At 67.4% G+C, this 18,638-nt stretch carries 20 protein-coding genes; 6 read left to right on the top strand and 14 right to left on the bottom strand.

Annotation, left to right across the window (positions count from 1 at the left end; translation table 11 throughout):
• Positions 1-5: 5 nt before the first annotated feature.
• A complete protein-coding gene (locus tag GGQ89_RS10390; RefSeq protein WP_056438977.1) occupies positions 6-1,958 on the top strand; it encodes a potassium transporter Kup in 1,953 nt (650 codons plus the stop codon).
• A 180-nt stretch (positions 1,959-2,138) separates the two neighbouring features.
• On the opposite strand, the gene GGQ89_RS10385 is transcribed toward GGQ89_RS10390, so the two are convergent.
• A complete protein-coding gene (locus GGQ89_RS10385) occupies positions 2,139-2,405 on the bottom strand; it encodes a hypothetical protein (protein ID WP_184105728.1) in 267 nt (88 codons plus the stop codon).
• A gap of 196 nt (positions 2,406-2,601) precedes the next feature.
• Positions 2,602-3,990, bottom strand: coding sequence for a DEAD/DEAH box helicase (locus GGQ89_RS10380; RefSeq protein WP_076717806.1), 1,389 nt, complete (start codon positions 3,988-3,990; stop codon positions 2,602-2,604).
• A 274-nt stretch (positions 3,991-4,264) separates the two neighbouring features.
• Here GGQ89_RS10380 and GGQ89_RS10375 point away from each other — a divergent pair, with 274 nt between their 5' ends.
• On the top strand, positions 4,265-5,266 hold the full coding sequence (locus GGQ89_RS10375; RefSeq protein WP_184105727.1) for a fumarylacetoacetate hydrolase family protein: 1,002 nt from the start codon (positions 4,265-4,267) through the stop codon (positions 5,264-5,266).
• Positions 5,267-5,307: 41 nt separating this feature from the next.
• Here the strand turns inward: GGQ89_RS10375 and GGQ89_RS20280 are convergent, their stop codons facing one another.
• Positions 5,308-5,757, bottom strand: coding sequence for a 4a-hydroxytetrahydrobiopterin dehydratase (locus GGQ89_RS20280; protein WP_276208909.1), 450 nt, complete (start codon positions 5,755-5,757; stop codon positions 5,308-5,310).
• Here GGQ89_RS20280 and GGQ89_RS10365 point away from each other — a divergent pair.
• Genes GGQ89_RS10365 through GGQ89_RS10350 form a run of 4 tightly spaced genes read left to right on the top strand, consistent with a single transcriptional unit; the run spans position 5,656 to position 8,030 of the window.
• A complete protein-coding gene (locus GGQ89_RS10365) occupies positions 5,656-6,063 on the top strand; it encodes a metallopeptidase family protein (protein WP_184105726.1) in 408 nt (135 codons plus the stop codon). The genes GGQ89_RS20280 and GGQ89_RS10365 overlap by 102 nt on opposite strands.
• Complete coding sequence (gene ccmA / locus GGQ89_RS10360; RefSeq protein WP_184105725.1) at positions 6,060-6,650, top strand: heme ABC exporter ATP-binding protein CcmA; 591 nt, start codon at positions 6,060-6,062, stop codon at positions 6,648-6,650. Before GGQ89_RS10365 ends, ccmA begins: the two co-directional genes overlap by 4 nt.
• Positions 6,651-6,658: 8 nt before the next feature.
• Positions 6,659-7,297 carry a heme exporter protein CcmB gene (locus GGQ89_RS10355; RefSeq protein WP_184105724.1) on the top strand — a complete coding sequence of 213 codons (639 nt, stop codon included), beginning with the start codon at positions 6,659-6,661 and terminating at the stop codon, positions 7,295-7,297.
• Between the two features lie 4 nt (positions 7,298-7,301).
• A complete protein-coding gene (locus GGQ89_RS10350; protein WP_184105723.1) occupies positions 7,302-8,030 on the top strand; it encodes a methyltransferase in 729 nt (242 codons plus the stop codon).
• A 100-nt stretch (positions 8,031-8,130) separates the two neighbouring features.
• Here GGQ89_RS10350 and GGQ89_RS10345 read toward each other — a convergent pair whose 3' ends face one another.
• The 11 genes from GGQ89_RS10345 to GGQ89_RS10300 all read right to left on the bottom strand — a co-directional run bounded on the left by GGQ89_RS10345 (position 8,131) and on the right by GGQ89_RS10300 (position 18,554).
• Positions 8,131-9,000: a class I SAM-dependent methyltransferase gene (locus GGQ89_RS10345; protein ID WP_184105722.1), complete on the bottom strand. Its 870-nt coding sequence runs from the start codon at positions 8,998-9,000 to the stop codon at positions 8,131-8,133.
• 9 nt (positions 9,001-9,009) lie between these two features.
• Complete coding sequence (gene thrC, locus GGQ89_RS10340; RefSeq protein WP_184105721.1) at positions 9,010-10,398, bottom strand: threonine synthase; 1,389 nt, start codon at positions 10,396-10,398, stop codon at positions 9,010-9,012.
• A 13-nt stretch (positions 10,399-10,411) separates the two neighbouring features.
• On the bottom strand, positions 10,412-11,032 hold the full coding sequence (locus tag GGQ89_RS10335; RefSeq protein WP_184105720.1) for an SURF1 family cytochrome oxidase biogenesis protein: 621 nt from the start codon (positions 11,030-11,032) through the stop codon (positions 10,412-10,414).
• Entirely contained in the window at positions 11,029-11,376 is a 348-nt protein-coding gene (locus GGQ89_RS10330) for a DUF983 domain-containing protein (RefSeq protein WP_342354518.1), read from the bottom strand. The genes GGQ89_RS10335 and GGQ89_RS10330 overlap by 4 nt, the downstream gene beginning before the upstream one ends.
• A gap of 67 nt (positions 11,377-11,443) precedes the next feature.
• Positions 11,444-12,355, bottom strand: a complete 912-nt coding sequence (locus GGQ89_RS10325; protein WP_184105718.1) for a cytochrome c oxidase subunit 3 — start codon at positions 12,353-12,355, stop codon at positions 11,444-11,446.
• A 37-nt stretch (positions 12,356-12,392) separates the two neighbouring features.
• Complete coding sequence (locus GGQ89_RS10320; RefSeq protein WP_184105717.1) at positions 12,393-12,932, bottom strand: cytochrome c oxidase assembly protein; 540 nt, start codon at positions 12,930-12,932, stop codon at positions 12,393-12,395.
• Positions 12,932-13,066, bottom strand: a complete 135-nt coding sequence (locus tag GGQ89_RS20275; RefSeq protein WP_257575300.1) for a hypothetical protein — start codon at positions 13,064-13,066, stop codon at positions 12,932-12,934. The genes GGQ89_RS10320 and GGQ89_RS20275 overlap by 1 nt, the downstream gene beginning before the upstream one ends.
• Positions 13,063-13,962: a heme o synthase gene (locus tag GGQ89_RS10315; protein ID WP_184105716.1), complete on the bottom strand. Its 900-nt coding sequence runs from the start codon at positions 13,960-13,962 to the stop codon at positions 13,063-13,065. Before GGQ89_RS10315 ends, GGQ89_RS20275 begins: the two co-directional genes overlap by 4 nt.
• A 214-nt stretch (positions 13,963-14,176) precedes the next feature.
• Positions 14,177-15,238 carry an NAD(P)-dependent alcohol dehydrogenase gene (locus GGQ89_RS10310; protein WP_184105715.1) on the bottom strand — a complete coding sequence of 354 codons (1,062 nt, stop codon included), beginning with the start codon at positions 15,236-15,238 and terminating at the stop codon, positions 14,177-14,179.
• Between the two features lie 161 nt (positions 15,239-15,399).
• The gene (locus GGQ89_RS10305; protein WP_330218802.1) at positions 15,400-16,782 is read right to left on the bottom strand and encodes a DUF1501 domain-containing protein; all 1,383 of its coding nucleotides are present in this window, start codon (positions 16,780-16,782) and stop codon (positions 15,400-15,402) included.
• 5 nt (positions 16,783-16,787) lie between these two features.
• Positions 16,788-18,554 (bottom strand): DUF1800 domain-containing protein, encoded by a 1,767-nt coding sequence (locus GGQ89_RS10300; protein WP_184105714.1) that lies wholly within the window; start codon positions 18,552-18,554, stop codon positions 16,788-16,790.
• Positions 18,555-18,638: the final 84 nt, after the last annotated feature.

The raw sequence follows: 18,638 nt of genomic DNA, 5'->3' as shown, positions 1-18,638 counted from the left end.
GCGAGATGACGGGCCATTCGGCGCCATCGACCGACACGGGTGACGCGGGTGTGCAACGCCACCCCGCGCTGGTGGCACTGACCATCGGCGCGATCGGCGTGGTGTTCGGTGATATCGGCACCAGCCCGCTCTACGCCTTTCGCGAGGCGCTGGCGCAGTCGGCGGGCGACGGCATCGACCCCGGCGAGATCTTGGGGGTGCTCAGCCTCGCGCTCTGGTCGCTGATCCTGGTCGTGACGATCAAATATGTCGTCTTCCTGATGCGCGCCGACAATCAGGGCGAGGGCGGAGTGCTGGCGCTCGCCGCGCTGGCCCGCCGGGCGGCAGGCGCACGTTCGCGCATCGCGCTGGTACTGGGCGCGGCGGGCGCGTCGCTTTTCTATGGCGATGCGATCATCACGCCCGCGCTGTCCGTGCTGTCCGCGATGGAGGGCCTGCGCACCATTCCCGCCGCCGCGTCGATCTTCGACGAGGGCGTGATCCGCATGTGCACGATCGTCATCCTGGTCGGGCTGTTCTTCATCCAGTCGCGCGGCACGGCACAGGTGTCGAAGCTGTTCGGGCCGATCTGTATCCTCTGGTTCCTCGTCATCGGCGGGCTGGGCATCTGGCATATTGCCGACGAACCCTCGATCGCGCGGGTCGTGTGGCCGGGTTATGGCGTCGGCTTCCTGGCCAGCCACGGAGTCGTCGGGCTGTTCGTGCTGGGCGCGGTGTTCCTGACCGTCACGGGTGCCGAGGCGCTGACCGCCGATATGGGGCATTTCGGTCGGCTGCCGATCCGCATCGGCTGGTTCTCGCTCGTCCTGCCCGCGCTGGCGCTCAACTATCTGGGGCAGGGCGCTTTCGCCCTTTCCACGCTCGAACAGGCGGCGGCGAGCGGCAAGCCCTTCACCAATCAGGACTGGTTCTTCCTGATGGCGCCCGAACCGCTTCGCCCGGCGCTGATCGTGCTGGCGGGGCTGGCGACGGTCATCGCGGCGCAGGCGGTCATCACCGGCGCCTTTTCGCTGACGCAACAGGCGATCCAGCTCGGCTTCCTGCCCCGGCTGCGGGTGCGCCAGACCTCGGCCGATTTCCAGGGCCAGATCTATCTGCCCGCGATCAACTGGCTGTTGCTGTTCGGCGTGCTGGTGCTGGTGATCCAGTTCAAGACGTCCTCGGCGATGGCCGCCGCCTATGGCATCGCGGTGACGGGCACGATGGTCGTGACGACCTGCCTGGCCTATCTGGTCGTGCGTCATCGCTGGGGCTGGTCGCGGGCGCTCGCGCTGGCGGCGATCCTGCCCTTCCTGACGCTCGACCTGGTCTTTTTCGGCGCCAATATCCTGCGCGTGATCGAAGGGGGCTGGGTCCCGCTGCTGGTCGGGGCGGGCGTCGGCCTCGTCATCTATACCTGGGTGCGCGGGCGTGGGATCGTGTCGGCCTTCGAGAAGCGCCAGGCGATCCCGCTCGCCGATCTGGCCGCCGCGCTGGCCAAGCGCCCGCCGGAGCGGGTGCCGGGCACGGCGGTGTTCCTGACCGCCAACCCCGCCTCGGCACCCGGCGCGCTGCTCCACAATCTGAAGCACAACAAGGTGCTGCATGCGCAGAATCTGGTGATGACGATCCGCACCGCCGACCGCCCCTATGTGCCCGCCGAGCGCCGCGCCCATGTCGAGCGGTTGGACGATAATTTCGCGACCGTCACGCTGACCTATGGCTTCATGGAGACCCCGGACGTGCCGCGCGACCTGCCGCGCGATCTGGGCATCGAGAACAGGACGACCGGGCTGGACCCGATGAAGACCAGCTTCTTCATCGGCCGCAACACGCTGAAGCCCGAGGCGGAAAAGGGCATGCCGCTGTGGCAGGACCGGCTGTTCATGTTCCTGCAGCGCAATGCCAGCGACCCGACCGAGTTCCTGCGGATTCCGCCGGGCAAGGTGCTGGAACTGGGCGAGCAGGTGACGGTGTAACCCTATTCCTCCCCAAGCTCGCTTGGGGAGGGGGACCGCTCGGCGATAGCCGAGTGGTGGAGGGGCAGGGGCCGTCGCTTCCGTCTTAGGTGATGGAGCAGGCCGCATGGTCTTGCCCCACCACCACCGGGCTGGCGCCCGGCGGTCCCCCTCCCCATCGGGGATGGGGAGGACTATGGGCTAGAGCGTGACCTTGGGCGGCTTGGCGGCTTCCACCGCGACCAGCACCATCTTTTCCCAGATCGCCGGATCGCCCGCCTCGGCCATCGCCTGATCGGGTTCGCGCAGTGTGCGCAGCACGGCCAGTGCATCGGCCATATGATCGCGCCACTGTGCGTCGACCAGCTTGGCGGCGGATTCGGAGTCGCCCTTGGCATTGGCGCTCAACCGCTGACCGCACAGCACGCGGGCGATGCGTTCGGCGGCGGGGGTGTGGGCAATATCCATGGCAACCTCTCCTGATGCGCGGGATCGTTACGCGCTCAACGCGGGAGAGGGGGGAATGGTGCCAGCATCTGCGGCTGGGCACGCCCCTCCCGTAAACGGGAGGGGATGGGGGAGGGTATGTCACAAGCGATGGTCTCGGTGAGACCCCTTTGCCCTCCCCAACCCCTCCCGCCTGCGGGAGGGGCTAAGAAGGGGTTCAGCCCTGCGCGCCGCGACCGGCACCGCCGCCGCCGGGGCGACCCTGGCCGCCACGACCGCGACCGCCGCCCGGACCACCGGCACCACCACCGCCGCCGCGACGACGCGGCTGGCGGCCCTGCGGGGCCCGCGAGTCCGTCGCACGCGGATGATGCGTGGCGCGCGGGCGGGCCGGGTCACGCGGACGGTCGACGCGCGGTGCGGGGTCGGCGCCGATCGCCTTCACGCGCTGCGACTTGATCGTCTCGGCGCGCTTCACGAAGTCGGCGGGAAGCGGCACGACGGTGATCTTCTGCCGCGTCAGCTTCTCGATATCCTTCAGATACGGACGCTCATCCTCGGCGCAGAAGGCGATGGCCATGCCCGAACGACCGGCGCGTGCGGTACGGCCGATGCGATGGACATATTGTTCGGCGACGTTGGGCAGTTCGAAGTTGAAGACGTGGCTGACGCCCGGAATGTCGATGCCGCGCGCGGCGATGTCGGTCGCCACCAGCACGCGGGTTTGCCCTGAGCGGAACTCGCCCAGCGCGCGCTCGCGCTGGCCCTGGCTCTTGTTGCCGTGGATCGCGTTGGCGGCGATGCCGTTGCCCGCCAGCAGCTTCACGACGCGGTCGGCGCCATGCTTGGTGCGGGTGAAGACCAGCGCCAGTTCGATCGCGGGATCGGCGAGCAGGATGGTCAGCAGCGCCTGCTTTTCCTGCTGCGTGACGAAGGTCACCGACTGGTCGACGCGCTCGGCGGTGGTCGACACCGGGGTCACGGTGACGGTCGCCGGATTGTCGAGGAACTTATCGGCCAGGTCGCGGATCGCGGCGGGCATGGTGGCCGAGAAGAACAGGGTCTGACGCTTGCGCGGGATCATCTTCACGATGCGGCGCAGCGCGTGGATGAAGCCCAGGTCGAGCATCTGGTCGGCTTCGTCGAGCACCAGGATCTCGATCATCGACAGGTTCAGGAAGCCCTGCTCGACGAGGTCGATCAGGCGGCCCGGCGTGGCGACCAGGATGTCGACGCCGCGCGACAGGTCCTGGCGGTTCTTGTTCAGGCTGGTGCCGCCGAAGACGGTCGCGACCGCCAGCTTGGAAAACTTGGCATAGCCCTTGGCATTTTCGGCGATCTGGCTGGCCAGTTCGCGCGTCGGCGCAAGGACGAGCATCCGGCAATGGGTCGGCAGGACGCGCTTGTTCGCCTCGACCAGACGCTGGATCGAGGGGAGGACGAAGGCCGCCGTCTTGCCGGTGCCGGTCTGCGCGATGCCGAGCAGGTCGCGGCCTTCCAGCAGCGTCGGGATCGAGTCGCGCTGGATGGGCGTGGGTTCGGAATAGCCCTTGGCTTCGAGCGCACGGACGAGCGGCTCGGCGAGGCCGAGTTCGGAAAAGGACATGGAATTACTTTCGATCATGGCGCGCGAGTCACGACAGGCCGCAAGCGCGGGCCGGGGTTGATGACACCCCGCGTGACAAGGGAAGCCTGAAGACAGGGTCGGGGCGGAGCCGGGACCAGATGGTCCGTTCACGCTGCGAGTGGACGCCTCGACGGGCGGGCATGTGCGCTGGCCATTGCCAAAAGTCAAGTTTCGGGCAGGATCGCCACCGCAATGCGTGACAAGCGCGGACGGATGGTTACATCTGATACCAGTTAGCGAAGAGGAGTCCTGCATGAAACTCGCCAGTCTGAAGAACGGTCGTGACGGCAAGCTGGTCGTCGTGTCGAGCGACCTCGCCTGGTACGCGGATGCGGGGCATATCGTGCCGACGCTGCAGGCCGCGCTCGACAATTGGGAGACGCATGCGCCCGCGCTCGCCAATCTGGCGACCGATCTGGATCATGAGGCGATCCCGCGTGCGCGCTTCCACGAACATGACGCCGCCTCGCCCTTGCCGCGTGCCTATCAATGGGCGGACGGATCGGCCTATGTGAATCACGTCGCGCTCGTCCGGCAGGCGCGCGGGGCGGAACTGCCCGAGAGCTTCTGGCATGACCCGCTGATGTATCAGGGCGGCTCGGACGGGTTTCTGGGGCCGCGCGATGCCATTCCGCTGGCCGATGAAAGCTGGGGCTGCGACCTGGAGGGCGAGGTCGTCGTCGTCACCGGCGACGTGGCCCTAGGCGCGAGCCGCGAGGAGGCGCTGGCGGCGATCCGGCTGGTCGGGCTGACCAACGACGTGTCGTTGCGCGGGCTGATCCCCGGCGAGCTGGCCAAGGGCTTCGGCTTCTTCCAGTCCAAGCCCGCCTCGGCCTTCTCCCCCGTCTTCGTGACGCCGGAGTCGCTGGGCGACTGGTGGCGGGACGGCAAGCTGCACCGCGTGCTGAAGGTCGATCTGAACGGCCAGCCCTTCGGTCGGGCGGATGCGGGGCAGGACATGACCTTCGATTTCGGGACTTTGGTCGCCCATGCCGCCAAGACCCGCGCGCTGGGGGCGGGGACGATCATCGGGTCGGGCACCGTATCCAACCGCGATTCGGACGGCGGCCCGGGCAAGCCGGTGGCGGAGGGCGGCGTCGGCTATAGCTGCCTGGCCGAGCTGCGCATGATCGAGACGATCCGCGGCGGCGAGGCGGTGACGCCGTTCCTGAAAAAGGGCGACACGGTCCGCATCTGGATGGAGGACGACCGCCACCACCCGATCTTCGGCGCGATCGAACAGACGGTCGGCTGAACCCATTCCTCCCCAAGCACAGCTTGGGGAGGATTTAGGGGTTACTCCACCAAAGCGTCGATCGCCTCGGCCATGTCGATGTCGCGCGCCGACAGCCCCCCTGCGTCATGGGTGGTCAGCACGATATCGACCCGGTTCCAGACATTGGACCATTCGGGATGATGATCCGCCTTTTCCGCCAGAAGGGCGACGCGGGTCATGAAGCCGAACGCCTCGTTGAAGTCGGCAAACACGAAACGGCGGCTGATCGCATCGCGCGATTCGTCCCAGTCCCATTCGGTCAGGCCGTCCAGCGCCTCGTCCCGGTCCAGCTCGCTCAGCCGTTCCACCATGATCGTCCCCTTGGCGTATCTTGTTCTTTTGACCGGCACAGCGGTAAGACGGCGGCCATGGGCGGGCAAGACGCGATTGGTGAAGCACCGGGTCCCGAGGTGATCGAGCGGATCGCGCGGGATACGATCGCGCGCCTGCCCGCCGCGTTCGCCGCGCATCTGGGCGATGTCGTCCTGATCGTCGAGGAATTCGCCGATGACGAGACGCTGGCCGCACTGGGCCTCGACCATCCGCTGGACCTGACCGGCCTGTATCACGGGCGGCCGGTGGGCGAGAAAAGCAGCATGGATTCAGGGGCGCTGCCCGACCGCATCCATCTGTATCGTCGCGCGATCCTGGACGAATGGGTCGAGACGGGCGTGCGCCTCGACGATCTGGTCACGCATGTGACGATCCATGAGATCGGCCATCATTTCGGCCTGTCCGACGAGGACATGCACGCGCTGGAAGACGCCGTGACGTGATCCTGGAGTTGCATCAGGTTGCCTGCGCACGCGGCGGGCGGCTGCTCTTCACGCAACTGTCGCTGACCTTGGGCGCGGGCGAGGCGGTGGTCGTCACTGGCCCCAACGGCATCGGAAAGTCGAGCCTCCTGCGTCTCGCCGCCGGATTGATCGCGCCGTTCGAGGGGCGTGTCACCCGGTCGGGGCGGATCGCCCTGGCGACCGAGGATCTCGCGCTCGATACGGAGCGGCGGCTGGGTGAGGCGCTGTCCTTCTGGGCGCGGCTCGACGGGCTGGCGGCGGTGGATCGGCGAGCTGCCGCGGCGCTCGATACGGTCGGGCTGGGCAAGCTCGCCGATGTGCCGGTGCGTCTGCTCTCGACCGGGCAGCGGCGGCGCGCGGGGTTGGCACGGGTGCTGGCCGCGGAGGCCCCGCTCTGGCTGCTCGACGAGCCGGGCAATGGACTGGACGTCGCGGGTGTCGCGATGCTGGAGCGGGCCATCGCGGATCACCGTGCGGGGGGCGGCGCGGTGCTGCTGACCACGCACCAGCCGCTGGCGTTGACGGACGCGTGGACACTCGCGCTGGACGGTCACGTCCCGGCATGACCGCCGCCATGACCCTTGTGGCGACCCTGATCGCGCGCGACGTACGGCGCGGCTATGCCGGGGGCGGGGCGGGGCTGGTCTGCGGCTTCTTCCTGCTGTCAGTGGTGCTCTTCCCCTTTGCGATCGGGCCGGACCGGGCGGTGCTGATGCGTGTCGGCGCGGGGGCGATCTGGGTCGCGGCGCTGCTGGCCGCGCTGCTGCCGGTCGAGCGGCTGGTCGCGCCCGATGTCGAATCGGGGTGGTTCGACCAGATTCGCGTCCACGGCCTGTCGCTGCCGCTGGTGATGGCGCTGCGGATCCTCGCCCACTGGCTGGCCTTTGCGCCGCCGCTGATGCTGGCGGCGCTGGTCGCGGCCGGGCTGTTCGGACTGGAGACGGCGGCGCTGGTGCGGGTCGAGGCGGGGTTGCTGCTCGGCACCCCCGGGCTGGCGGCGCTGGCGGTGGCGACGGGGGCGCTGACCGCCGGATTGCGCGGCGCGGGCGGGCTGGCCGGGTTGCTCCTGCTGCCGCTCGCGCTGCCGCTGCTGATCTTCGGCGCGGGGAGCGGTGACATGGGTGCGCCGAAGCTGCTGGCGGCGGTGTCGCTGATGCTGGTGGCGGGCGCGCCGTGGATCGCGGCGGCGGCGATCCGATCGGTGCGTGATTGAGGTGATGGCCGAATCGAAAGCGATCGCGCGGGCCTTCGACGCGGCCTCGGCTTATGACGCGCATGCGGTGGTGCAGCGGCAGGTCGCCGACTGGCTGGCCGAACGGATCGTCGCGGTGGCACCACCCGCCCCGCGCGTGCTGGAGGTGGGGTGCGGGACCGGCTTTCTGACGGCTGCGACCTTGCCGCGATTGGTGAATCCCGACTGGCTGATGACCGACATCGCGCCCGCCATGCTGGCGCGGGGCCTTGCCAAGCATCCGGGCGTGCGCGGCCGGGTGATGGACGGCGAGTATCCCGATCTGCCGGGCGAGGCGCCGTTCGACCTGATCGTCAGCAGCCTGGCGGTGCAGTGGTTCGGCGATCTGGAGGCGGGCTTGCGGCGGCTGGCCGGGTTACTGGCACCGGGCGGGCGGATGCTGGTGACGACGCTGGTCCGGGGGACCTTCGCGGCGTGGCATGGGGCGCACCGCGCGGAGGGTCATGAGGCGGGGAGTCCGGTCTATCCCCCGGTCGAGGCGCTGGCCTGGCCGGTCGAGACCCGGCGGTTCGAGCAGCGGCACGAATCGGCGGCGGATTTCATGCGCGCGCTCCGGGCGATCGGGGCGGGGACACCGCGTGAGGGGCATCACCCGATCCCGCCGGGTGCGATGCGGCGGATCGCCCGGCGGTTCGAGGCGGGCGGGGCGGTGGCGGCCTATGAGGTTGCGTTGATCGAGGTCGCTGCCCCGTAACCCCCCGCCCCGTTCATGCTGAGCGAAGTCGAAGCCCACGCCCCGCCGCTATGATCTGGCGCGGCCTTCGACTTCGCTCAGGCTGAACGGAGGTTTTTGCTTACCGGCTCCACCGCGCCCAGATGGCGGTGGGCAGGGTCAGGCCGCGGGCTTCCTCGCGCACGCCGAGTTCGCCGCATTCCACCTTGCCGGGAAGATCGGCCATCACCTGGCGCATCATCTCGCCGATCGCCATCGCCGACATGCGCACCGCATACACCGTCAGGAACAGGAAGCGCGAATCGGCGTCCAGCAACTGGCGGCAATTGGCGATCAGGCCGGGTAGATCCTCCTCCAACCGCCAGACCTCGCCCTCCGGCCCGCGTCCGTACTTCGGCGGGTCGAGCAGGATGCCGTCGTAGCGCCGGCCGCGCCGCACCTCGCGCGCGACGAACTTGGCGGCGTCGTCGATGATCCAGCGGACCGGCGCATCGCCCAGACCCGACAGCATCGCATTGCCGCGTGCCGCCTCGACCGATTTCTTGGACGCGTCGACATGGACCATCTTGGCGCCCGCGCTCGCCATCGCCAGCGTGCCGACACCGGTATAACCGAACAGATTCATGCATTCGGGCTCGGCCATCCCGTCGACCTGCTCGCGCATCCAGCTCCACACCGGCGCCATGTCGGGGAAGAAGCCCAGATGGCGGAACGGCGTGTTCTGCGCGGTGAAGCGCACCTCGTTCCACTTGAGCGGCCAGCCGTCGCGCGGGACCGGTTCGTTGAAGTTCCAGCGGCCGCCGCCATCCTCGTCCGATCCGGGCACGAACTCGGCCGCCGCGCGCCAGTCGGTGGTCGCGGGGGCCCACATCGCCTGCGGTTCGGGGCGGATGAAGCGGAACCGGCCATAGCGTTCCAGCTTGCGGCCATGGCCGGAGTCGACGAGCCCGTAATCCGCCCAGGGCTCGCCGATCATCGTTTCGAGTTTCATGGGAGTGCGTTAGCGCAAACCATGCCCGTCGATAAAGGCCGTCACCGCGTCGAAGGTGGCGGGCAGGGTGGTATAGCGTTCCTCGCGCTCGAACAGGTCGCCGACGCGGCGGGGCAGCGCGGGGCGGCTGCCGGTCGCGCGCTCGACCGCATCGGTGAACTTGGCCGGGTGCGCGGTGGCCAGCGTCACCACCGGCACGTCCAGCCCGCTCTTGCGCGCAGCGGACAGGGCGATGCCGGTATGCGGGTCGAGGATCTGCCCGGCCTCGTCCGCCGCCCAGCGCATCGCGCGGCTCATGTCATCGGCGTCCACGCGCGCGCTGGTGAAGAGCGGGGCGATATTCTGGCTCTGCGCATTGGTCAGCCGCATCGCGCCCGTACCCTCGAAGCCCTTCATCTGCGCAGCCAGCGCCGCGCCGTCGCGGCCATTGGCGTCGAACAGCAGCCGCTCGAAATTCGAGCTGACCTGGATGTCCATCGAAGGGGTGGCGGTCGCCTGGACCTGCCCCTTGGAATAGTCGCCCGACGATAGCGCGCGGTGGAGGATGTCGTTGACGTTGGTCGCGACGATCAGCCGCTCGATGGGCAGGCCCATGCGCGCGGCCACATAACCGGCGAACACGTCGCCGAAATTGCCCGTCGGCACCGAGAAGGCGATGCGCTTGCCCGGCGCGCCCAGCCGGACGGCGGCGTAGTAATAATAGACGACCTGCGCCATCAACCGCGCCCAGTTGATCGAATTGACTGCCGACAGGGTGTGGCGGTCGGCAAAGGCGCGGTCGTTGAACATCGCCTTCACCAGCGCCTGCGCGTCGTCGAAATTGCCCTCGATCGCGATGTTGTGGACGTTGGGGGCGAGCACCGTCGTCATCTGGCGGCGCTGGATCTCGGTGACGCGGCCCGCCGGGTGCAGCATGAAGATGTCGATATTGGCACGCCCCGCCACCGCATCGATCGCGGCCGATCCGGTGTCGCCGCTGGTCGCACCGACGATGGTCAGCCGGGTGTCGGTGCCGCGCAGAAACCGCTCGAACAGCAGGCCCAGCATCTGGAGCGCGACGTCCTTGAACGCCAGCGTGGGGCCGTGGAACAGCTCCAACAGCCACTGGTCATGGTCGAGCTGGACCAAGGGCGTGACGGCCGCGTGCGAGAAACGACCATAGGCGGCGTCGCACAGGCCCTGGAGTTCCTCTGCGGTCAGGCTGTCGCCGATGAACGGCGCCATGATCTTTGCGGCGGTCTGCGCATAGGACAGGCCCGCCAGCCCCTCAATCTCTTGGCGGGTCAGGGTCGGCCAGGTCTCGGGCACGTAGAGCCCGCCATCGCTGGCGAGACCGGCCAGGGTCGCACCCCGGAAATCGAGGACGGGGGCAGAGCCACGGGTACTGTGATAGCGCATGATGCGCTGCGGCTTAACGGGGTGCGTTGCGTACCACAACCATTCGATTGCGCCGAGAGACCGCCAAAACATAGATAATTGCGGCGATGGCGGCAAACAGGAACCATTGCAGCGCATAGGCGAGATGGTTGTTGGGTATCCCGTCGATCCCCGGGCGGGGGTTCGCATCGAGGCCGGGGGCGGGGGTGTCGGCGACCAGCAGCATGTCCTGCGGCCGATGGTCGAAGGCCGACTGGAGCAACGACCGGCTGTCGGGCGCATGGGAGACATAGCCGCTCACGCGACCGCCCGGCCAATGGCTCACCGCGCGCGGATCATGGGTCGTGCCCAGTTGCACCTGCAGCGATCCCTGCGGCACCGAACAGGTGGCGATCAGGCGGAATCCCGCCGCCCCGGCGCCTGCGCGGCGGATGGCGAGCGGCGAGCGGCAATCGGCGACCGTGCGGCGGAAGAGCAGGCTGTCGTCCGGGAACAGCGGAAAGGCGATGACGGGGCGCGCCGGATTGGCGGCGAGCTGCGCCAGATAGGCTTCCTTTTTCGGCAGCCGGTCTAACAACTGCCACAGGCCCAGCGCGATCATCGCCGCGACCGCCAGACCGACGATCAGCGTGGGCAGGACGGGCAGGCGCTTCATGACTCACCGTCTCGGGCGTCTTCATCGTCTTCGGGGCGAACCACGGCCCCCTCACGCGCCTCGTTGCGATATTCGGCCGCCATCAGCGCACTCTTGGCGATGCGCAAGCTATAGACCACGCCGATCGCGGTCAGCGGCAGCCAGATCGCCATTTGCAGCCACAGCGGCGGATGCAGGGTCAGCTCGACGGTGATGGCCGCGATGGTGATGATCGTGCCCAGGATCAGCGTCAGGAACGCGGCCGGGCCATCGCCGACATTGAACCGGGTGAAGTCCAGCCCGCACGCGGCGCACGCATCGGCAAAGGTCGTCACCTTCGTCGAGAAGACCGGCCCTGCAAACAAATGGGGCTGGCCGCAACGCGGACACAGCCCCTGAAATGCCGCCTGCGCGATGGTCGGAGGCGTAAACTCAGCCACTATGAACCGGCGCGCCCCAGCCACCCCAGACATAGATGGTGACGAACAGGAACAGCCACACCACGTCGACGAAATGCCAGTACCAGGCCGCCGCCTCGAACCCGAAATGCTGGCGGGGCGTGAAGTCGCCGCGATAGGCGCGGATCAGGCAGACGATCAGGAAGACGGTGCCGACGATGACGTGGAAACCATGGAAGCCGGTCGCCATGAAGAAGGCCGCGCCATAGTTGATGCCCTTGAACGGGAAGGGCGCGTGCATGTATTCATAGGCCTGGATCGCGCTGAAGATCAGGCCCAGGATCACGGTCAGCCACAGGCCCTTGAGCACGCCGTCGCGGTCGCCCACGCCCAGCGCACCCCACAGGCCGCGCTTCTCGCCGCCGCGCTGGTTGTGGATCAGCGCATGATGCGCCCAGGTGACGGTGGTGCCGCTGGTCAGCAGGATCAGCGTGTTGAGAAGCGGCAGCTTAAAGGCATCGATCACCTCCAGCCCCTTGGGCGGCCAGGTCGCGGCGATGGCGGCGGCGCCCTCGGTCGCGCGCTCGACCTGTCCGTCGACGAAGCTCATGGCGGTCGGGAATAGCGCGAAGTCGAAAAAGGCCCAGAACCAGCCGACGAAAAACATCACTTCCGATGCGATGAACAGGATCATGCCGTATCGGAAATGCAGCTGCACGACGGGGGTATGGTCGCCATGATGCGCCTCGCGCACCACGTCCGCCCACCAGCTGCCCATGCAGAACAGCACCGCCGCCAGGCCCGCCAGGAACGCCCAGCCGCCGCCCTGCACGCTGTGCATCCACATGATCGCGCCGGAGGCCATCAACAGCGCCGACATCGAACTGGCCAGCGGCCAGGGGCTCGGCGGCAGGATATGATAGTCGTGGTTCTTCGCGCCAGCCATGATCCCGTCCCTATGTTTTTGCTATTTTGGGGACAGGCTAACCCGCTTTCTTCGCCGAATCCACCGGGTAAAATGTGTAGGACAGGGTGATGGTCTCGATGTCGCGCGCGTCGGGGTCCTTCAGGATCTTCGGGTCGATGAAGAAGATGACCGGCATCCGCGCCGTCTCGCCGGGTTTCAGCGTCTGCTGGGTGAAGCAGAAGCATTGGATCTTGGTGAAATAGCGGCCTGCCTGATCGGGGGTGACGTTAAACGTCGCGGTGCCGGTGACCGGCACCTTCGCGTTGTTGGTGGCGGTGAAGAACACCATGTCGCGCGCGCCGATATCGACGGTCTCGTGCGGGTTCTCGGGCTTGAAGGTCCAGGCGAGGCGCGAGGAGACGTTGGCGTCGAAATTGACCGTGATCTGGCGGTGGACGCTGCCGGGGGCCTGACTGCCCCGCTGGGTCGTGCCCTGATAACCCGTCACCTGGCAGAACATGCGGTAGAGCGGCACGCTGGCAAAGGCGAGGCCGGTCATGAACACCACGCCGAAGATCGCCAGCGCAACCGTCCGACCCTGGCGCGTCAGTCGCATCAGTGCATGCCCGACCGGATTTTCGACAGGGTGATGAAGAAGATCAGCACCACCAGAAAGCCGAGCAGCAGGGCCATGGCGGTGGCGCGGGCGCGCTGCTTGGCGCGAATCCGATTCGAATCGTCAGGCGTCATGCCCAACGATCCACCACCAGCGCGCCAAAGAGAAGGAAAAGATAGAGGATCGAATATTTGAACAGCCGCTTCTCGGGCTTCATCAAATCCTCGGGCTGGGTGTGGCGGAAGGCGACGATGGCGGCATAGGCGGCGAACAGCGCCGTTCCGGCGGTCGCGATCACGCCATAGATCGGCCCCGTCAGCCCCAGCGGCCAGGGCGCGACGGCGGCGATGGCCATCGGGATGGTGTAGAGCCCGATCTGGGCGCGCGTCACCCGCTCGCCCGCGACCACGGGCAGCATCGGCACGCCCGCATTGGCGTAATCGGTCTTCACGAACAGCGCGAGCGCCCAGAAATGCGGCGGCGTCCACAGAAAGACCAGGCTGAACAGCAGGAAGGGGAGGAGCGCGATCTCGCCGGTCGCCGCCGCCCAGCCGATCAGCGGCGGAAACGCGCCCGCCGCGCCGCCGATGACGATATTCTGCGGCGTCCGCCGCTTCAGCCAGACGGTGTAGACCAGCACATAGAAGAGGATGGAGACGGTCAGGATCCCGGCGGCGACGTAATTGACCGCCAGCCCCATCAGCAGGACCGAGAAACAGGCCAGCCCCACGCCGAAATGCAGCGCCGATTCGCGGGTCATGCGCCCGGCGGGCAGCGGCCGCTTGGCGGTGCGCTTCATCAGCGCGTCGAGGTCCGCCTCATACCATTGGTTCAGCGCCCCCGCCGCGCCCGCGCCCAGCGCGATGCACAATATGGCAGTGAAGCCGATGACCGGATCGACGCCGACAGGGGCCGCCAGCATCCCGCACAGGCCGGTGAACACCACCAGCGTCATCACCCGCGGCTTGGTGAGCGCCAGGAAGTCGCGCCAGTCGGCGGGAACGAAGACGGAGGAGGGAATGCTGGACATGGGAGCCCCGCATATAGGGCTTGGGGGAGAGGGGGGCAATCGAAGCGGGTGTCTTGGAAGGGATACTGCCGCTCGCCAAACTCGCACCCCCTCCCGCAGGCGGGAGGGGGATAGGGGGAGGGCAGGGAGTCTCACCGAGACCATCGCCCGTGGCCTGCCCTCCCCCATCCCCTCCCGCTTGCGGGAGGGGCGTGCCAAGATCAAAGCGCGCGTATCAGCCCTTCAACGTCGCCATGTCGATGACGAAGCGATACTTAACATCGCTTTTCTGCATCCGGTCATAGGCGGTGTTGACCTCGTCCATCGCGATCATCTCGATGTCGGCGGTCAGGCCATGCTCATGACAGAAATCGAGCATCTCCTGCGTCTCGGCGATGCCGCCGATCAGCGAGCCCGCCAGCGAACGGCGGCGGAAGACGAGGTTGCCGACCGAGGGCGAGGGGTGCGGCGAATCGGGCACGCCGACCAGCGTCATCGTCCCGTCGCGCTTCAACAGCATCAGGAACGCGTCGAGGTTATGCGGGGCCGCGACGGTGTTCAGGATGAAGTCGAAGCTGTTGGCATGCTCTGCCATCTGCGCCTCGTCCTTCGACACGATCAGGCCCTTGGCACCCAGCCGCTTGGCATCCTCGGCCTTGTTGGGCGAGGTCGAGAAGACGTACACCTCGGCCCCCATGGCGGCGGCGATCTTCACGCCCATATGACCAAGGCCGCCGAGGCCGACGATGCCGACCTTCTGGCCCGGCCCGACCTTCCAGTGGCGCAGCGGCGAATAGGTGGTGATCCCGGCGCACAGCAGCGGCGCGACGGCGGCCAGATCGCCCTCGTCATGGTTGATCTTCAGGACGAAGCCTTGCTTGACCACGATATGGTCGGAATAGCCACCAAAGGTATGGCCGCCCAGCACGGGATCGGGGCCGTTATAGGTGCCGACGAAACCGGTCGTCTCGCAATATTGCTCTTCGCCGTCATGGCAGGACGGGCAGTGGCCGCAGCTGTCGACCATGCAGCCGACACCGACCAGATCGCCGACCTTGTACCGGGTCACGTCGCCGCCGACGGCGGTCACGCGGCCGACGATCTCATGTCCCGGCACGCACGGATATTGGGTGCCCGCCCATTCGCCGCGCGCGGTGTGCAGGTCGGAATGGCAGACGCCGCAATAAAGGATGTCGATCGCGACATCGTCGCCCTGCGGGTCGCGACGCTCGAAGGAAAAGGGGGCGAGCGGGGTTTCGGCCGACTGGGCGGCATAACCCTTGGCGGGAGTGGGCATGGAAGCTCCTCTGGAATCTGTATCGCGACCGGACGGGCGCGGCCGCCCATATGGGGGCCGCGCGGTCCGGTGCCAGACGATCCGAGGGTTAAGTTTTCCGATTGGCGATGATCGGAGAATTGCCTCAAATCAATATGTTATATTGTCACAAGGCTTTCGGCCTATCCCATGAACCCCTGGTTCCAGGTCGAGGAGTCATAATTGCCGATATTGGGCAGCACAGTGCGCAAGCCGCCCGAATCGATCCCGAACCAGCTGGCCAGCGTCGCGGCATATTGATCCACCGACATGGTGGGGATCAGGCGGCCCTGGCCGACATCGTCATTGGTGTTGGTGCCGACGATCGGCGCCTTGCCATAGAAACGCTGCCCCCGAACCGCGCCGCCAACGATGAAGTGCATGCCGCCCCAGCCATGGTCCGACCCGTCGTCGTTCGACTGGAGCGTACGGCCGAAGTCAGACGCAGTGAAGCTGGTCACCTGGTTGGCGACGCCCATCGCGGCGGTGGTGTCGTAAAAGGCCTTCATCGCCGAGGATATTTTGGCGAGCAGACCCGGATGCTGCGCGACCAGATTGTCGTGCAGGTCGAACCCGCCCATCGACACGAAGAACACCTGCCGCTTCAGGCCCAGCGTCTGGTTCACCGCGATCATCCGCGCGACCATCTTCAGCTGGTCGGCGAGCGTGTTGTTCGAGGGGAAGAGCGGGAAATTGGTGGCGGGTGCCCCGGCCAGCGCGCTGCTCAACTGGGCCTGGATGTCGAGCGACCGCTTGCTGATCCGCGCATGTTCGTTGGCCATCGCAAGGCCGGTCTCGGTCGTCATCAGCGCGCGCAGCGTGTCGAGCGCGGTCGATGATCCGTACAGCGTGCGGCTGCTGTTCAGCAGGGCGATCGGGCCGCCGGTGCCGACCGAATATTGGATGGCGTTGCGCCCGGTCAGGTACACCGCATTGCCGCTGGTGTTGATGCAGGTCAGCGCGGCATTGCCGTTGCCGTTCTGGAACACGTCGCCGATCCGCCCGCCCCAGCCGCTGCCCGCACCCTCCGGGCTGGACGCCTGGAAGAAGCTCTGCTGATCATTGTGGCTGAACAGCTTGGGCGGCAGTTGCACGGTGCGGCGCTGATACTGGCTCTTGGTCGTCGGTTCGACCAGCGTGCCGACGTTCAGCGCGACCGCCATCTTTCCGGCGGCGAACAACTGGCTCATCTCCGGCATGCTCGGCGACAGCGCATAGGCGCGGCCATCGGGCAGGGCGACCGTCGGGTTCAGCACGGTCCCCGCCAGCACGTCGCGCTGATAGCCGATATTGGCGCGGGCCGTGCGATAGGCGGCAAAGCTTCCCTCGTCATACGGGACCAGCGTGTTGGCATAGTCGTTGCCGCCATAGAGGAACACGCACACCAGCGCCTTATAGTCGGACGCGGTGGCAGCCGCCGCCTCGCCGATCGCGGCCAGACTGGAGACGAAGGGGGTGGCGGTCCCGGCCAGGCCGAGCAGCGCGCTGCGCTTCAGGAAAGCGCGTCTGGATTGATCTTGCATCATGCTCATCACCGCAGGGTCAGGTAATCGGGGGAGGCCATCGTCAGCAGGATCGCGATGCCGACGCGGTTGATCGGGCCATTGGTGGCGGTGGCGGACACGCTGTCCACCGCCGCGCGGATCGAGGCCAGGGTGGTGGCGGACAATTGCCCGGCGGCGAGGACCAGATTGACCTCGTCGAGCAGCGCCTTGCTGTCGGCGGCCAGCGTCAGGATGTCGGTGTAATCGGCCTTCACGTCCCCGATGCCGTTGGCGATCAGGCCGTACATGAAGTTCACATAACCGACGACGCTCTGTTCGTTGGTGATCTGGAACTCGGGCGCGACCAGGCCGCTGCTCGCCAGGTTGGTGCCGGGCGGGGTGTAGCCGGGGCGGTAGAAGTTGAAGACCGAGGGGCTGTGTCCCTTGGCCTGGCCCAGCCGGTTCGCCGGATTGGTCGTGTCGCCGATCGGCCAGGCGTTGGAGGGCGAGGCCGCCTTGAACGCCCGCGCCCAGCCGGTCAGGCGCAGCACGGGTTCGCGCAGCTTGCCCGCAGTGGCGGCGGTCGGCAGGGTGCGTGCCTCGCTGTCGAGCAGGATGGCGCGGATCACCGCCTTCATGTCGCCGCGCACGCCCTGGCCGTTATCGGCGAACTTGGTGGCGACGCGGGTGACATAGCCGGGCGAGGGGTTGCTGGTCACCAGCCGCTGGATCAGCTGTTTCGCAATGAACGGCGGCACATTGGGATGCGCGAAGATCGCATCCAGCGCGGCCGAGATCGCCGCCATGCCGCCGCCGCTGACCGTGGTGCCCAGAAAGGTCGAGGCACCGGTTTCGTTGAGCGAGGCGTTCATCACCAAAGGCTGGCGCAGGCGGGCGGGGGTGTTGCTGTCGGTGCTGGTCGGGACCAGCCCGGTAAAGACGCGCGCCAGCCCGGTCACATCGGCCTGGCCATAGGTGTCGATCGTCTGGCCGCCGTTCAGCTTGGGTGTGCCGTCCATGTTCAACTGGCTGACGCCCAGGGTGAACAGCTGCATCAGCTCGCGCGCGTAATTCTCGTCGGGCTGGGTGCCGGTGGTCGGGTTGGCCTTGCGATTGTAGAGATAGGTCAGGAAATTGCCCATCGCATAGTTGGTCGTCACTGCGCCCAGCAGGGTGCGGTAATTGCCGAAGGCGTTGTTGAGCAGAAGATCGACATAGGCCCCCATCGCATAGGCGCGCCATGTATCGCTGGACTGGTCGATGCCGACGACCAGGATGTCGAGCAGCGCCATGCCGACCCGCTGGCGCAGCTGGTCGGGTTCGACGATCATCTGCCGCCACATGGACGGGTCGAAGCCGTTGATCGAATTCATCTTGGCCGAGTCGAAGCCGTTCGCGGTCAGCCAGTCCCAGTGGCTGGTCGAACGGGGCAGGGCGAACTGGTCGGTCAGCCAACCGTCATAACCGCGCGAGACGACGGCATCGATGGTGCTGCGGGTCGCGCCCATCGTGGCCTGCGCCAGGAAGCGGCTGGCCTCGGTGGCGGTGGGCGGCGCGGTGACGACGACGATGGGAGTGGAGCTGGATGTATCGGTCGGCGTACCGGCATTGCCGGCGGGGGTGGCGCTCGTCGTGCCCCCGCCCGTGCCGCCGCCGCCGCCGCACGCGGCCAGCGCGACCAGCGGCAACAATGCGCTGCCCTTTCCCGCGCGCGCCAGGACGCCGTTCGTCTCGCCCGGTATCGCAGGCGCGGCCGTCCCCTCGGTGGCGGTGGCCGCCATCGGCGACGCGTCCCGCTCGTCCCACCCCGTCATGTCTCGAAATCCCGCTAGGCCCGCCTGTCTGCGGACCAGCGGAAAATGCCGCGAAGTTGGATAACAAAGCGTGAAATGGTTCCG

The sequence above is a fragment of the Sphingomonas yabuuchiae genome, assembly GCF_014199595.1.
Lineage (GTDB): Bacteria > Pseudomonadota > Alphaproteobacteria > Sphingomonadales > Sphingomonadaceae > Sphingomonas > Sphingomonas yabuuchiae.
This window is presented reverse-complemented; position numbering and strand designations above follow the sequence as displayed.

Excerpts from the sequence above, each read along its gene's own strand:
- GGQ89_RS10305 (WP_330218802.1), bottom strand. The coding sequence starts at position 16,782 with ATGATGCAAGATCAATCCAGACGCGCTTTCCTGAAGCGCAGCGCGCTG.
- GGQ89_RS10335 (WP_184105720.1), bottom strand. The coding sequence starts at position 11,032 with ATGAAGCGCCTGCCCGTCCTGCCCACGCTGATCGTCGGTCTGGCGGTC.
- GGQ89_RS10390 (WP_056438977.1), top strand. The coding sequence starts at position 6 with ATGACGGGCCATTCGGCGCCATCGACCGACACGGGTGACGCGGGTGTG.
- GGQ89_RS10320 (WP_184105717.1), bottom strand. The coding sequence starts at position 12,932 with ATGCGACTGACGCGCCAGGGTCGGACGGTTGCGCTGGCGATCTTCGGC.
- GGQ89_RS20280 (WP_276208909.1), bottom strand. The coding sequence starts at position 5,757 with ATGCGCGGCGAACGCGGCGGGCAGGCGCGCGATCGTATCCCGCGCGAT.
- thrC (WP_184105721.1), bottom strand. The coding sequence starts at position 10,398 with ATGCGCTATCACAGTACCCGTGGCTCTGCCCCCGTCCTCGATTTCCGG.
- GGQ89_RS10310 (WP_184105715.1), bottom strand. The coding sequence starts at position 15,238 with ATGCCCACTCCCGCCAAGGGTTATGCCGCCCAGTCGGCCGAAACCCCG.
- GGQ89_RS10380 (WP_076717806.1), bottom strand. The coding sequence starts at position 3,990 with ATGTCCTTTTCCGAACTCGGCCTCGCCGAGCCGCTCGTCCGTGCGCTC.
- GGQ89_RS10355 (WP_184105724.1), top strand. The coding sequence starts at position 6,659 with ATGACCCTTGTGGCGACCCTGATCGCGCGCGACGTACGGCGCGGCTAT.
- GGQ89_RS10345 (WP_184105722.1), bottom strand. The coding sequence starts at position 9,000 with ATGAAACTCGAAACGATGATCGGCGAGCCCTGGGCGGATTACGGGCTC.
- GGQ89_RS10350 (WP_184105723.1), top strand. The coding sequence starts at position 7,302 with ATGGCCGAATCGAAAGCGATCGCGCGGGCCTTCGACGCGGCCTCGGCT.
- GGQ89_RS10375 (WP_184105727.1), top strand. The coding sequence starts at position 4,265 with ATGAAACTCGCCAGTCTGAAGAACGGTCGTGACGGCAAGCTGGTCGTC.
- GGQ89_RS10365 (WP_184105726.1), top strand. The coding sequence starts at position 5,656 with ATGGGCGGGCAAGACGCGATTGGTGAAGCACCGGGTCCCGAGGTGATC.
- GGQ89_RS10300 (WP_184105714.1), bottom strand. The coding sequence starts at position 18,554 with ATGACGGGGTGGGACGAGCGGGACGCGTCGCCGATGGCGGCCACCGCC.
- GGQ89_RS10315 (WP_184105716.1), bottom strand. The coding sequence starts at position 13,962 with ATGTCCAGCATTCCCTCCTCCGTCTTCGTTCCCGCCGACTGGCGCGAC.
- GGQ89_RS20275 (WP_257575300.1), bottom strand. The coding sequence starts at position 13,066 with ATGACGCCTGACGATTCGAATCGGATTCGCGCCAAGCAGCGCGCCCGC.
- GGQ89_RS10385 (WP_184105728.1), bottom strand. The coding sequence starts at position 2,405 with ATGGATATTGCCCACACCCCCGCCGCCGAACGCATCGCCCGCGTGCTG.
- GGQ89_RS10325 (WP_184105718.1), bottom strand. The coding sequence starts at position 12,355 with ATGGCTGGCGCGAAGAACCACGACTATCATATCCTGCCGCCGAGCCCC.